14 protein-coding genes are annotated in these 14,825 nt (G+C 40.8%); 1 reads left to right on the forward strand and 13 read right to left on the reverse strand.

The genetic code is table 11. From position 1 onward, the window contains the following. Nucleotides 1-5: 5 nt before the first annotated feature. The 3 genes from AB5935_RS08200 to AB5935_RS08210 form a co-directional block, all read right to left on the reverse strand. Nucleotides 6-1,463 carry a pseudouridine synthase gene (locus tag AB5935_RS08200; RefSeq protein WP_007842170.1) on the reverse strand — a complete coding sequence of 486 codons (1,458 nt, stop codon included), beginning with the start codon at nucleotides 1,461-1,463 and terminating at the stop codon, nucleotides 6-8. Nucleotides 1,464-1,538: 75 nt separating this feature from the next. Next, nucleotides 1,539-2,885: an adenylosuccinate lyase gene (purB, locus tag AB5935_RS08205; RefSeq protein WP_007831283.1), complete on the reverse strand. Its 1,347-nt coding sequence runs from the start codon at nucleotides 2,883-2,885 to the stop codon at nucleotides 1,539-1,541. 93 nt (nucleotides 2,886-2,978) lie between these two features. Beyond that, nucleotides 2,979-4,244, reverse strand: a complete 1,266-nt coding sequence (locus tag AB5935_RS08210; protein ID WP_007842167.1) for an MATE family efflux transporter — start codon at nucleotides 4,242-4,244, stop codon at nucleotides 2,979-2,981. A 246-nt stretch (nucleotides 4,245-4,490) separates the two neighbouring features. On the opposite strand from AB5935_RS08210, the gene AB5935_RS08215 reads away from it, so the two are divergent. After that, the gene (locus AB5935_RS08215) at nucleotides 4,491-5,984 is read left to right on the forward strand and encodes a M28 family peptidase (RefSeq protein WP_038611423.1); all 1,494 of its coding nucleotides are present in this window, start codon (nucleotides 4,491-4,493) and stop codon (nucleotides 5,982-5,984) included. A 91-nt stretch (nucleotides 5,985-6,075) separates the two neighbouring features. Here AB5935_RS08215 and AB5935_RS08220 read toward each other — a convergent pair whose 3' ends face one another. The 10 genes from AB5935_RS08220 to AB5935_RS08265 all read right to left on the reverse strand — a co-directional run bounded on the left by AB5935_RS08220 (nucleotide 6,076) and on the right by AB5935_RS08265 (nucleotide 14,225). Next, nucleotides 6,076-6,441, reverse strand: a complete 366-nt coding sequence (locus AB5935_RS08220; protein ID WP_007831279.1) for a GntR family transcriptional regulator — start codon at nucleotides 6,439-6,441, stop codon at nucleotides 6,076-6,078. Further along, a complete protein-coding gene (locus AB5935_RS08225) occupies nucleotides 6,438-7,328 on the reverse strand; it encodes a hypothetical protein (protein ID WP_007831276.1) in 891 nt (296 codons plus the stop codon). Before AB5935_RS08225 ends, AB5935_RS08220 begins: the two co-directional genes overlap by 4 nt. Nucleotides 7,329-7,340: 12 nt before the next feature. Continuing rightward, complete coding sequence (locus tag AB5935_RS08230; RefSeq protein WP_007831274.1) at nucleotides 7,341-8,183, reverse strand: ATP-binding cassette domain-containing protein; 843 nt, start codon at nucleotides 8,181-8,183, stop codon at nucleotides 7,341-7,343. A 185-nt stretch (nucleotides 8,184-8,368) separates the two neighbouring features. Then, on the reverse strand, nucleotides 8,369-9,784 hold the full coding sequence (locus AB5935_RS08235; RefSeq protein WP_007831271.1) for a tetratricopeptide repeat protein: 1,416 nt from the start codon (nucleotides 9,782-9,784) through the stop codon (nucleotides 8,369-8,371). Between the two features lie 16 nt (nucleotides 9,785-9,800). After that, nucleotides 9,801-10,748 carry a PstS family phosphate ABC transporter substrate-binding protein gene (locus tag AB5935_RS08240; protein WP_032951373.1) on the reverse strand — a complete coding sequence of 316 codons (948 nt, stop codon included), beginning with the start codon at nucleotides 10,746-10,748 and terminating at the stop codon, nucleotides 9,801-9,803. A gap of 9 nt (nucleotides 10,749-10,757) precedes the next feature. Next, nucleotides 10,758-11,570 (reverse strand): energy transducer TonB, encoded by an 813-nt coding sequence (locus AB5935_RS08245; RefSeq protein WP_007831267.1) that lies wholly within the window; start codon nucleotides 11,568-11,570, stop codon nucleotides 10,758-10,760. Between the two features lie 29 nt (nucleotides 11,571-11,599). After that, nucleotides 11,600-12,250, reverse strand: coding sequence for an ExbD/TolR family protein (locus AB5935_RS08250; RefSeq protein ID WP_007831266.1), 651 nt, complete (start codon nucleotides 12,248-12,250; stop codon nucleotides 11,600-11,602). 12 nt (nucleotides 12,251-12,262) lie between these two features. Continuing rightward, nucleotides 12,263-12,868: an ExbD/TolR family protein gene (locus AB5935_RS08255; RefSeq protein ID WP_007831265.1), complete on the reverse strand. Its 606-nt coding sequence runs from the start codon at nucleotides 12,866-12,868 to the stop codon at nucleotides 12,263-12,265. Between the two features lie 28 nt (nucleotides 12,869-12,896). Beyond that, nucleotides 12,897-13,712: a MotA/TolQ/ExbB proton channel family protein gene (locus tag AB5935_RS08260; RefSeq protein WP_007831264.1), complete on the reverse strand. Its 816-nt coding sequence runs from the start codon at nucleotides 13,710-13,712 to the stop codon at nucleotides 12,897-12,899. A 108-nt stretch (nucleotides 13,713-13,820) separates the two neighbouring features. Next, nucleotides 13,821-14,225 carry a hypothetical protein gene (locus AB5935_RS08265; protein ID WP_007831263.1) on the reverse strand — a complete coding sequence of 135 codons (405 nt, stop codon included), beginning with the start codon at nucleotides 14,223-14,225 and terminating at the stop codon, nucleotides 13,821-13,823. Nucleotides 14,226-14,825: the final 600 nt, after the last annotated feature.

The following is a 14,825-nucleotide window of genomic DNA, read 5'->3' on the forward strand; positions in this document are numbered from 1 at the left end:
GTTTATTATTCAAATGAGCCCATGCGGAGCATGTTCACTTCTTGTTCAGTCAGGTAACGCCAGTCACCGCGGCGCAAACCTTTTTTAGTCAGACCAGCAAAATAAACGCGGTCCAGCTTGATCACCTTATATCCCAAGGATTCAAAAATACGACGCACAATACGGTTCTTTCCGGAATGGATTTCAATACCGACTTGTGATTTGTCTGTTTCCGATGCATAGCTGATGGCATCTGCATGAATCTCTCCATCATCCAATGTCACACCTGCTGCAATTTGGTCAAGATCTGCCTTGGTTACATTCTTATCACAATATACATGATAAATCTTCTTCTTCAAATACTTAGGATGAGTCAGCTTGGAAGCCAAATCACCATCGTTAGTTAACAATAACACACCGGTAGTATTACGATCTAAACGCCCAACAGGATAAATACGCTCCTTACAAGCACCTTTCACAAAATCCATTACAGTCTTACGTTCCTGAGGATCATCAGAAGTAGTCACACAATCCTTCGGTTTATTCAACAAAATATAAGTTTTGCGTTCAATACTTACCGGTTCGTCATGGAACTTCACTTCGTCAGTACGCTTGATTTTAGTACCTAATTCGGTTACCACTTCACCATTTACACTGACTACACCTGCTGTAATAAACTCATCAGCCTCACGACGGGAACATATACCTGCATTAGCCAAGAATTTGTTCAGACGAATCGGCTCATTTGGATCGGTCAATATATCTTTATATTCAATCTGTTTCTTCAGACTATACTTTGCATTCGGGTTATAATCAGCCGTACGGGGACGATAGGGACGATTGTATCCACCACCTTGATTATAACCACCGGTACGAGGACGATAAGGACGGTCGCCGCCTTGATTATAACCGCCGGTACGAGGACGATAAGGACGGTCACCGCCTTGATTATAACCGCCGGTACGAGGACGCGGAGTGTAAGAACGCTGTTCACCCCCTTCACCGCTGTTAAAACGGGGACGCGGAGTATAAGGACGCTGCTCACCCCCTTCGCGATTATAGTTTGTGCGGGGACGATATTGACGCTCACCACCTTCCTCACCATTATTAAAACGAGGGCGCGGAGTATACGGACGCTGTTCGCCACCTTCACGATTATAATTTGTACGAGGACGGTATGAACGTTGGTCTCCTCCATCCTCACTGTTAGGATTAAAGCGGGGACGTTGCGGACGGTCTCCGTTATTGTTATAGCGATTATAGGAAGGACGGTCACCGTTGTTATAAGAAGAACGGTAGGGACGGTCTCCACCTTCGCGATTATAGCTGTTCGTACGAGGACGATAAGGACGCTGTTCGCCGTCGTTGTTGTATCTGTTGTAATTACTGTCTCTGTTATAAGACTTATAACCACCATCACGGCTTACATTCTGGTTTTCTTCATTTGCAGCACCTTCTTGTCTGCTTTCATTTTCTGTACTCATGGTTTTCCTTTTATTTTTTAATTAATGTATAACGCCCTCTCGGGCTTTTTGGATTAAAATCTAACTAACTATTTTTTAAATACCTGTATAATTATGCGGTGTAATCACCCGCAGTTCCTTTTTAATGTCTTCGCTTACATTTAGTGTTTCTATAAATTCTTTAATAGACTCTTCTGTGATAGCCTGGTTTGTACGGGTCAAAGCTTTCAATGCCTCATACGGATGAGGATAGGCTTCGCGGCGCAGAATTGTCTGGATAGCTTCCGCCACCACACTCCAACAATTATCCAAGTCGGCATAGATTGCTTTCTCATTCAGCAACAGTTTGCGCAGACCTTTCAACGAACTTTGGATAGCAATCACAATGTGACCGAAAGGTACACCGACGTTACGCAACACAGTAGAGTCTGTCAAGTCACGTTGCAAGCGGGAAACAGGCAACTTAGAAGAAAGGTGTTCCAAAATAGCATTTGCCATACCTAGATTACCTTCAGCATTTTCGAAATCAATAGGATTCACCTTATGCGGCATGGCACTGGAACCTACTTCACCCGCTTTAATCTTCTGCTTGAAATATTCCATAGAGATGTACTGCCAGAAGTCGCGGTTCATGTCAATCATAATGGTATTGATGCGTTTCATCGCATCAAAAATGGCTCCCAGATTATCATAATTAGAGATCTGAGTAGTATATTCCTCACGTTCCAATCCCAGCTTTCCTGCTACAAACTTATTACCGAATTCTTTCCAGTCATATTCGGGATAAGCTACATGATGCGCATTGTAGTTACCCGTCGCACCACCGAATTTAGCTGTGACAGGACAAGCTTTCAATACAGCCAGCTGACGATTCAGACGATAAACGAAAACCATGATTTCTTTACCCAAGCGAGTCGGAGAAGCAGGCTGTCCATGTGTTTTTGCCAACATAGGGATATTTGCCCATTCTTCAGCGTATGTAGTCAACTGGGCAATCAGCTCTTCAATTTGCGGATAGTATACTTGTTCCAATGCCTCCTTTATAGACAAAGGTACAGAGGTATTGTTTATGTCCTGTGATGTCAATCCGAAATGAATAAATTCTTTGCATTCCTCCATTCCGCCCAACTTATCGAATTCTTCTTTGATGAAATATTCTACAGCCTTTACATCGTGGTTTGTTACACTTTCTATCTCTTTAATACGCTGTGCGTCAGCCTCTGAAAAGTTCTTATAAATAGCGCGCAATGCATCAAAACGTGCATGATCAAAGTCTTTCAGCTGTGGCAACGGTAGTTCACACAGAGTGATAAAGTATTCAATTTCTACCTGCACACGGTACTTGATGAGTGCAAATTCAGAAAAATAAGAGGCCAAAGCTCCCGCTTTTCCTCTGTATCGACCGTCAATAGGTGATATTGCCGTGAGTAAATCGAGCTCCATATTATATTCTTTGATAATTATCAGACTGCAAAATTAATTCTTTTTCTTGAGTTTAACGGTCTGAAGATGCATAAAGTTTGCGAAAATGAAGATTTATTTCACAAATCCCTTTTTAGTCCATTTCAGACTATTCCAACGCTGTACAAAGATAATACCACGAAGATTTTCATCCAGCACAAATGCACACCACATACCTACCAGTCCCCATCCCCAATGAATACCGAACAAGAAACCACAACCTACGGCAACACTCCACTGAACAACAAATCCTACATAAAACGGATAATTCACATCACCCGTTGCACGTAAAGCATTCGTCGCATAAATATTAATAGCCCGGCCCACTTCCAAAATCACATCAATAAACAGGATAATAGTACCCAAACGGATAATTTCCGGATTATCCGTCAGCCAGCTAAACAAAGTATGCCCCATCAAAGCCCAGATACAGGATAAAACTAAAGAAACCAAAATAGAAATACGCATCACATATTTGCCCAACAGATAAGCTGCATGAAGTTTCCTCTCACCTACCAAATGACCAATACAGATGGCTCCGCCTTGTGCCATGGCAATAGCAAACAAATAAACGAACATCACTATATTCACCACATAGGTACGAGTAGCCAGCGCTTCATTCCCCAACATATTAATAAAATAGGTCAATACTACCTGAGAGAAACTGTAGGACATATTTTCTCCGGCCGAAGGGACTCCGATTTTCAACAGGTTTTTCAGCTCGACAAACGGGAAGGGGCGAAAATAGGATAACGGAAATCTGGGAATATGTTTACGGAAAAGAATCACAAAAAGTATCACCATAGATACCCCTCGGGCAAATGCAGTAGAAATAGCAGCACCTTCCACTCCCAAAGCCGGCATACCGAACTTACCAAAAATCAGCGAATAGTTACCAATGATATTCAGAATATTTACAACTACCGTTACCATCATGGGATAAACTGCTTTATTGGCACTGCGCAAAGAGGCAGAAATAGTCAGAGATATGGCTTGAAAAAAAGCGAATGCCCCTACTATCTCCATGTAACTCACTCCATATTCCATCAGTTCGGAACGAAGCCCCATCATGGACAACAGGAAAGTGGCTCCATAGTGTAAAATGGCACTAACGAATAAACCGAACGCCAGATTGAGTATCAATGATACTCCCACCACCTGCACCATATTCTTGTGCATTCTTGCTCCCAAATATTGCGAACAGAGTACGGAAGTTCCTATATTGATCACCTCAAATATCAGGAAAGCAAACATAATGAGCTGGTTGACCACCCCTACAGCAGCCACACTATTGTCTGAATACTGACTCAGCATCACGGTATCCACTGCACCCAGCATCATAATCAGTAATGTTTCAATGAAAATAGGAACCGCCAGTCTGGCTAGGTTCTTTCGTATGCTCCTCGGTTCTTGAATTACGTCCACTTATCATCTTTGATTTTCGGGGTGCAAAGGTACGGACTTTTCACGATGCAACGGTTTGATTTATATCAAGAAATATGAACTTAAGATTTTTACCAGAAGATAAACAGGAATCTGATCTTTTCTTTTTATCTTTAGAACCAAATCTTAAATCAATAGAACAACATGAAAAAAGGAATCCTTCTGTTATCTGCAATTCTAGCATTGGGCTCTCTGTCCTCATCCGCCCAAAAAAGAACAGCCACCATGACTGATGAAGAAATGTACCTTGATGCCATGCATCATAACATCACTACCGAAAAGATTTTCGGTTATGTAAAGCAACTTTCAGACCCAGCCTTGGAGGGACGACTCGCAGGTTCGCCCGGAATGGCTAAAGCTGTAGATATCGTAAAAGGATATTTTAAAGAGTGGGAACTGATACCCGGTGGTGAGAATGGTTCCTACATACAGCTATTCCCCCACCCTTGTGTGGAAATACAACCGGGAAGCACTATGGATATCCTATTTCCTGTCACCCAAGGCAAGAAAAAAACTGTATGGATCTCTAAGACATATCCTTGGGCAGATGGTTGGTTTGCCGGAGGAATGACCAGTGACGGGGAAGTGACAGCCGATGTGGTATACGCCGGATTTGGCGTTACAGCACCCGAATTAGCATATGATGATTACAAAGATATAGATGTAAAAGGCAAGATTGTGCTGGTGGAGGGAGAAACACCCAATATAAGCCGTAACCCCGATTCACTGACCATGTGGTACAAACATACTTTGCACCAAACCAAGCTGAACAATGCCGTAACCCATGGTGCGGCAGGCTTGTTATACAAATGGGTTCCCGGTCCAAATGCCCCCTATAATCCAGGATTTGTCTATTGTCATGTTACAGACACTGTGGTTAATGATATTTTCAGGGGAACAGGCAAGACTTATAAAGAGACTATCCGGCAGATTTATAAGACTCAGAAGCCTGCCTCTTTCCATACCGGAAAGAGAGCCCACATCAAAATGAATGCTACCTATAATCCCAATGCTACTGGAAAAAATATTTTGGGTATGATCAAAGGCAGTGACCCTATACTGTGCAATGAATATGTAATCATTTCCGCCCATCTGGACCACTTGGGAATGATTCCTTTCCTTATTGAAGGAGCGAATGACAACAATTCTTCCTCCGCCGCCATGCTGGGAGTAGCCGAAGCACTGGCAAAATCAAAGATAAAACCCAAACGCAGCATCATTTTCATGAGTGTGGACGGCGAGGAAGCCGGACTCACCGGTAGCACTTATTATACTAATCATCCTCTTGTACCAAAGGATAAAGTAATAGCAATCCTGAATCTGGAGCAGGTGGGTGTAGGCCAGATGTTAGGGGCGAACTACCACTATAAATACCCCGAATTGGCCAAACTGTCCCAAAAAGCCAATGCTATGTATGTGCATCGACGTCTGTTCACTAATGAAACTCATTTCCTGACTCGTCCTCGTACAGATGGTGCTGTTTTTATGAAAGCCGGTTATCCATGCATTGATTTATGGGCATTAGGAAGTGGCTATTACCATCATCCTAAAGATAATATCCGATCCATCAACCCCGATATCCTTCGAGCTGCAACCGAATGGTTATACTGGACTACTATTTTTATAGCAAACAAGTGAACAAATACAAGAAATCCCGACGAGCGCCACTCTGCCGGGATTTCTTTATTCAACCGATGCCATGTCTGCATTGTTCCATATATGTGTTGTGTTATTGTTGGGTCAGATATTCCTTGTACATCTTCTCTATTTCCTTTATGGGAATATCCAATGCACTCACTTGTCTGAAAAACTCCGGCAATTCTTCATGCAGAAATATATCTTTACGCAAAGTGATAATCCGGTCTTTAGCCCCTGCCGATACAAAATAACCGATACCGCGTTTATTATAAATAATCTCTTGTCCTTGAAGGTAATCATACGTACGGACCACTGTATTTGCATTCACCTCCACCGTGGCGGCGTATTCTCTGACAGACGGAATACGCCCTTCCTCGGCATATTGTCCTTGCAGGATTTCATCATTTATCCGGTCGGCTATCTGCAAGTAAATGGATTTACTTTCTTTAAATTTCATAGCAAACGGAATTTAGGTTTAACAACTTGCGAACGGGTAAAAAGCTGGTAACTCAGCCACCAGTTAAACATAGTGAATGCACTGAAAAACGCTACTCCTAACGAAAGTAACTTGTTTAATGTCATCCACTGGAAATTAGTTTCCAGCCACTCAGAAAAACTGCGCATATTGTCATCTCCTATCCATGAAAGAATGTGCACCGATAAAACAGAAAACAGAATAGAAATAAGCATCAAAGCACCCAATGTCTTGAAAAAAGGTTTCTTATACCAATAATTTCCCCCTAGAATATACAATGAATGTGACCATAACAGGAAAGCCCATCCGCACAATTCACCCAACCAATTCTGGTACGGCATATTCATAGCATAGCCTGATCCCCTATATATCTGCTCACCATCTACCGAAGCCATAGAAAGAAGGTTATACAAAACAGATTGATGGAATGTTTCAGGCACATTAAATAAAGGAAGTAACAGATAACGGGTAATTTCCGCCAATGACGCCGCAACAAAGACAGCCGCAGCCAATCCTACCGTAACAATCAAGAATCGTGCTACAAATTTCTCTATCATAGTTGCCGGAAGCATCAAAAAAGCGATACGTTTTTCTTTTGTAATCATATTTTCCATAATGTTAGCAGCATAGACAATGCCAAAAATACCGATGATAAAAGCAAAGGTTCCCATTATATTAGAACAATAATGCTGAAAAGCCATTTGAGAATCACTATACGTCACCTGTTTCGACATTGTGAGCACCATTACCAATGCAAATGCAGCATAAATTCCGATCAGACGATAAAGATTTGTTTTCCAATTTTCCATAATCTCGCGTTTCATTACCATTGCAATACGCGAAAAGCTAAAGAATTTATTCGTATCCATAGTGTGTTTGTATTACTTGTTAAACAGAAATTGCATTTTTTCTCTCTCTGTCAGCATAGCGTTAAATAATACTTCCAGGTTCAGATTCGTTTCCTCATTATACGTATTCGGAAAAATTACGCTGTTTCCCTGGACGGACGGCTGAACATACAATGCTGTATCCGTCGATTCATTCATTCCTTGCTCTACAAAATAAAGTTTCTCACAGATCGTCTTTACCGATTCATTCAATAATACGCGGGTTCCATCAATAATAACCACATGATCCAGCAGGCTGTCAATATCTCTCACCTGGTGCGTAGAGATGATGACTGCTTTTTCATCGGTCATGCCCGAAGCGATTACTTTACGAAACTGACTTTTAGAAGGAATATCCAATCCATTGCTAGGTTCGTCCATAACCAATAAAGAGGTATTGGTAGCTAATGCAAAGCACATAAATACTTTCTTCTTCTGCCCCATCGAAAGTTCACCCAAATGAATATCTTCATTCATATCAAAATCATGAAGGCAGGCATTCAAAAGCTCATTGCTAAAATTCGGATAGAACGGTGTGTTCAGTTTTAAGTATCGTTTCAAACTGACTGATGGCAAAGCAAACTCTTCAGGCACTAGAAACATATCCTGCAAAGTCAAGGGATAGCGCATGGAAACATCTACCCCTTTGTAAAGTACCTGTCCGGCCTGAGGACGAAGCAGACCTGTCATTAAATAGAGCAAAGTAGATTTACCTGTACCGTTCTTTCCTAAAAGACCGTAAACTGAACCTTTATCCAGCGTCAACGAGAAGTCATTAAAGACACTCTGTTTTTTCTTTCCATAACTGAAAGATAAGTTCTTTATTTCAATCATCATTGTGTTTATGTTTTTATTAGTTATTTAGTGCACTAGTTCATTAGTATACTACAAATATATATAGTTTATTTGAATAAACAAGAAGTATAGCCAATGTTTAACTTTCGTTAATCTCTAAACAAATTAAGCGGGCAGCAACTAAGTACTGTCCGCTCAACCCAAATGATAAATGAAAAAAAGAAGGACTATTTAATTCCTCCTAGTGCCTTAGTAGCAGTTTCGTTCTCAGGATCAATTTCCAATATTTTATTCCAATACTGTTTTGACTGGTTATAATCCTCTTTTACAAAATAATAATACCCCAAATAGCTGTTACATTCTACCAATACTGATTTAGTAGCATCAGGCTTCTGTTCCAGAATACTCAGTGCAGCCTCATAATACGGCTTTGCCAGTCCCTGAGTGGTTTCAGGATCACGCAAAGAATTAACACGGGCACGCCAAAAATTTCCCAAATAGTTATCAGGAACTTTAACAGCCACCTGTGCAAAAATAGTATCGGCTTCAGCCAAATATGTCGGTTGTTTATCCTGATAAGCCGAATCGGTAGCAGCATAATAGTTCAAACGACCATATAAAAAGAGATCACTAATATCCGGGGAGCTTTTCATTTCATCCAGATAATTCTTATAAGCTTCTATCGCTTTCGGAAAATCACGTTTCTTCTCGTACACATCAGAGATATCTTTATAAATTTCCGTATGGGACTTATCCATAGACAATGCTTTGTTAAATTGTACCACTGCTTCTTCGTATTGCTTGTCCGCTTCCAGTAAACGAGCGAAATAAACATAGTCCAAGTATACATAATCCGGATTACCGGGATTAGCGAAGAATGTAGCAGCAGCTTCCAATCCTGTCTTATAGTCTTTTAATTCTAAATAATCATACATTGCCAGACGTTTCAGCACATGATTTTCTGGTGCAAGTTCCAAACCTTTCTTCACCATATCCAAAGACTGTGCATAATCTTTATTCAGATATAACAGCATGGCATAGCGGGTATAGTCCTGCTCAGTGGGAGTACCTACTTTCAGATAATTTTCGTATGCTTCTTTTGCCTTACCATATTGCCCCATAGTATAATATACATCCGCCAGTTCCTTACTGATGCGATTATCCTCCGGAGTTTTGGACTGTAAGCGCATCAACATATCCAATGACAGTTGAGGGTCTACGCCTTTATATACCTGTGCATATTTAAAATAAGCTTCACTACAGTCCTCATCCAAATAAATAGCCTGATTGTAATCGCTGCTAGCTTTATTCACATCATTCAAATTCAATGCTATATCACCACTCAGTAGATAAGCCACAGCACATTTACTGTTTATATCTTTAGCGCGTTGCGCATATTCGGCAGCTTCTGCCGTTTTCCCTTGATCTAGATAAGCCCGGCCTATCTCTACCAACAAAAAGGCATTCTTCTTATTCTTACCTTTCAATAATTCATCAAAAGCCTCAGAAGCTTTTGCTGGATCCTCCTTTATCATCGTGGCAGCCTGCTTCACCTGTAGCGACCATTCACTACCCGGCGATTTCTGTCCCCACATGGTTACAGCCAGGCACAAGCTCATCACGATTAATACTAATTTCTTCATGGTTCTTCTTTTTTGTTCATTTATATTCCTCTTTTACATCTACAATCCGCACAGGAGCTGTTGCAGGCACCAATCCTGACTTCAGAATGATACGTTGCCCCCGGAAGTCTGTCAGAAATGAAGTCAGACCACTAGGCAAGCCACTTTTAGGATCATTAAGTAAAATGTACACACTGCGGGTTAATGGATACTGATTTAAAGCCAGATAAGCTTGATAAGGCCTGAAACTATTTTCCACTGTAGCCGAATCCGCACGACTGACAGCCATTATCCGAATGGCGTCATTAAAAGAGAGTCGCGTACTATCCGCAGGATTACCTATCCAGTTGACACCGATAACCCCTAAAGCTGCGGGGGTTTTAGCCACATACGAAATCACCTCCGGATTTGTTTTTTGTGCCTTCAAATCTTCCGATAGAGGCTTACCACCGCAGATCGAGTCGAGTACATAATGTACAGTACTCGAATTGGGATTATCAAATACCAGTTGAAGCGCACCTAGACGGGAATCAGGATTCAACTGTTTCCAGTCAGTAATTTTCCCCGTCAGTATCTCCTTAAATTGTTCAACTGTAATTAATGAATCTGCATTTTGCTTGTTTACTATCAAAGCTAAACCATCCGTTGCCATCTTTACAGATACAGGAAAGAATTTCTTGTCATTGAAAAATGCCATTTCCTGTCGAGTCAGTTGCCTCGTGGTTATAGCCAAACGTACACTGTCCGCCAACAAAAGTTTCATGGCTTTCACTTCACTGCAATAAACTGGATGCACGGTAGCATCCGGCGTTAATGCATGGAATACCTGCAATTCTTCTTCCGCAATGGGACGGAATGTCTCGTCCACAGCTATCGTAATTGTGCCCGAAGTCAACGTATCGTCTTCCCCTGGTTTGGGTTTGTTGCCACAGCCCGAAAACAACAGCAGCAAAACAATCGACAATGCAATATACAGCTTCATCATATATAGATATTATTGTAGCTTAAAAGTTATAGGAACGGTATAGTACACGGGAACATTACGTCCGTTCTGTTTTCCCGGAATCCACTTCGGCAATGACTGGATTACACGGATTGCTTCCTTGTCACAGTACGGGTCCAATGAACGCATCACCTTTACATCCTTCACATCTCCTGTAGCCGAAACTACAAAACGGACAAACACTTTACCCTGTATTCCATTTTCTTGCGCAATGGTAGGATAACGCAGATTCTTTGCTATAAAAGACAGCAATTCTCTATCACCACCTGGAAACTGAGGCATCTGTTCTACCATAGTATATGGTTTTTCTTCTGCTTCGGGAGCTTTAGTTATCACTTCTTTCAGTTCAGCAATATCCTTACCGTTCAATTCGTCATTACCTTTCACATCGGCAATGGAGATAGCTACCTTAGTCTGAGTCAATTCTTCCTGACTCTTTATCTCTTCATCATCACGCACTTCCTCATCTTTTTTGATAACAGGAGCCGTAAATTTGATAGAGCTTTTCAGAGCGGGAGGGGGAGCCACCGGTTCCACTTTCTTGAACTCTTCCTGTTTTACTTCAGGTTCTTCCAGTTGTGACAATGTAGTCACTTCCGTCATTACCTCTTTCTGCTTCGGAGTAGCCAGTTTTACCAATGTCGGTATGCTGAATCCTACGGCAGCAATTATCACTACAATCACCATCGCCCACGTGTGACGTTTCGGTGAATTGGCCCGCATCTTATAGGCACCGTATGCCTTATTCTTACCTTGGAATACCAGTTCACACCATTCGGGTGAGGTCAAATCTATTTTTGCCATTTTCTTTTCCTCCTTTTAAAAGTGTGTTACTATTCCACGATATCTCTACTCAGATCACCTTTCGTATCATAATTCTTGATCAAGAACTGATCCGCATCAACGATATCTGTTATCACATACTTACCTATATTGCATATTTGCATTTCATCCAGAGCATCAATCAGATTTTTATATGAAGAATCATCCGTCGCCTTTATGATGACAGTCGGCGTATCCTTTCCGCTTTTTATTTCAGAAAGTTTCTTCGTGTAATCTTCCTCTGATATCTTTAAATCAGCTTTCTGTTTTTTCAGTTCGTTTACCTCACGAACTGCCACCGAGTTCTTTTTAAGAAGAATGGAACGCAGACCATCCGCATTATACGAAGTTTCCTTCAGCGAAGTATAGTCTTTATAGTTAGGTTCTCCTTCATAGTAATACAATTTATCTCCTCCTGCCAGCAGCAAAGTTATTGCCTGTGAAGCCTTCACCTTACTCTGTTGTTCTTCAGTGATATTCTTGTCATTGCTCGGCATACTTATTTCCATCGTCTGAGGTTTGCTCAACGTGGTACACAGCATAAAAAAAGTAATCAGCAACATATTCATATCCACCATAGGTGTAAAATCTACGCGGACAGTCATTTTCTTTTGCTTGGATCCTTTTCCTTTTTTGCCGCTTTCTTGTACTTCAGCACTCATAATTATTCAGTTTTATTTATCAGAAGTAGTCTTCAGAGAAGTAATCAGATTGTACCGATTCTCTCTGAGATCCTGAAGTGAGCTCATTACATTTTTAATCACAGCGTAGGGAGTTGACGCATCAGCTTTGATAGCAATGCGTAAATCAGGATTCACCTGACGAGCATTACGTACCCACGATTTAAACTGATTATCTGTGCTGTCACAGGGAATACCTTCATTTTTCAACAGTTTATCCTGCTGTTCAGTAGGTAAATCCAAAAATTTCTGCATGCTTCTCATCGGAACACCAAACGTAGAAGCTGTCACAAATTTCTTTTCCTGCTCAGGAGTAAAGTCAACTCCGTACTCCTCACCCATCTTCTCCAATACAGCCTTCATATCGGGCTGTTTGTCGAGGCTCATAAATATTTTCCCTTGCGGATCCACCAAAATCTGAAGGATATTCGTTTCCGGAATCTTGATTTCTGAAACGGAGGCCGGAGTAAACACCTGCACCGGTTCCTTCTTCACAAATGTTGAAGTCAACATAAAGAAGGTAAGCAACAATACAGTAACGTCACTCATAGCTGTCATATCTATGAACGTACTTTTCTTTTTAATCTTTGCTCTACCCATAGTAGTTCATTTTAAAGGGGTGGCACGATTATTTATGAGAAGCCGCAAAGGTCTGTACAATAGAGAAACCTACTTCATCGAGGCTGTAAGTCAATTTATCAATCTTATTAGTGTAGTAGTTATAAGCAATAACCGCCAATGCACCTGTCAAGATACCAAATGCTGTATTGATCAACGCTTCGGAAATACCTTGCGATAATGCCATTGAGTCTGTACCACCACCAGCAGACAAAGCTGCAAATGAACGAATCATACCGATTACCGTACCAAGCAATCCCATCAGGGTACCCAGTGTAGTAATAGTACCGATAATTGGTAAATTCTGCTCCATCATAGGAAGTTCCAGTGCAGTAGCTTCTTCCAATTCTTTTTGAATGGCCAAGACTTTCTGGTCTTTGGATAGAGTCTCATCGTTTTCAACTTCAGCATACTTTTTCAAAGTAGAGGTAACAACATTAGCGACAGAGCCACCTTGTTTATCGCAAAGTTCCTGTGCTTTCTTCATATCTCCGGTAGCCAAAGCCGATTTGATATTAGCGACAAATTTCACCAGCGAGCCTTTACCAAAAGCCGAACGGATAGCAAAATAACGTTCAATACTCAATGCTATGACAGTGAGCAACAAGGTTTGAATAATAGGAACCACAATACCCCCTTTATAAATAGTTCCCAGGAAATTACCCGGCAACGGATGATTATTAGGGTCATTGTTCATAAAATTAGCTGGATTTCCCAGTAAAAAGTTATATATACAAATTGCAATGATAAAGCAGCATATAATTACCCAACCTGCATTTTTAATACCTACAATCTTATTAGTAGTTTTATTTTGAATAGCTTCCATGATATGTTTTAATTAATCGTTATAGTTTAAAAAAAGATAATTCGAGACCAACCCCGACACTCTGCAGGGCGTCGGAGGAGGTTAAACAACTAAATTTATAACGATTAATTAAATCAAGATGCGTCTCAGCGTGAACACAAAATAATGACATGCCGGAGACACACAATGAATGGGATTAGACGGAAAGATTTTGGCGCGGTCAATAGCCAATAATTCCTCCCGTAGTGAAAAACGTCCTATGAGAATTTTTAAGAAGTTCTGTTGAAGTTCCTCTGCTCTACGGATACGAAGATCGTCAGGCACTAATTTAGTTAATACCTGCTGTTGTCCTGTCAGCAAAGAAGTAGTGAAAGACATGGTTTCCAATGTACCATGGTCAGACGGCGTATTCTCTTGAGATTCCGTAGTAGTAGCATACCTGTCAATGGCGGAAGATACAACATCCGCATCGACTCCCTGATAGTTCAGCATTACAAGCAGGGCGATTAATCCTATTTTGACAATAAGCTTCATTGACTACTGATTTCGCAAGATTCTCGGTTTATATTATTGAAACAATTCTATTGTTTTATTTGTTCACACAGACCTAAAAATTACTCAAGTGTTTTTATACTGAAGTTTTATTTTATAAGTTTTCTCTCATGAATTATTCAAAATTCACGTAGCAAATATAGTAAATATATTCGATAATCATAAAAAGATTACGAAATAAATTTCCTTTTTTAACTCCTTTTCTAATTCCAAATTATAATGCTCATTCTTTAGTTAAATATGCTCAATGATAGAATCATTGCAAAGCCTATTAATAGGGTATTTATGCTCCAAGATTTCACCTGTTTTATTATCATAAGTATATACTATATATACACGTATAATCCTCTTTCGATACAGAAGAAGAAGATGTAGACAAACTGATAGCTTGCATAAAGGCGCTATAATCATCTTCCGTTTCTCTGTTAGGCGGGCCTTCAGACCTGCCTGTTCTATTTCCCGCCTTTTTCCAAGGCATGAGTGTCCGGAGCCACACGTGGATACAAAAAAAAAGCCTCCGGAACTTCTTCAAGTCCGGAGGCTTCAATCAAAAACGGCAGCTACCTACTCTCCCACTGTGAC

The sequence above is a fragment of the Phocaeicola sp. RTP21198st1_B8_RTP21198_201120 genome (assembly GCF_040929485.1).
GTDB classification, from domain to species: domain Bacteria; phylum Bacteroidota; class Bacteroidia; order Bacteroidales; family Bacteroidaceae; genus Phocaeicola; species Phocaeicola dorei.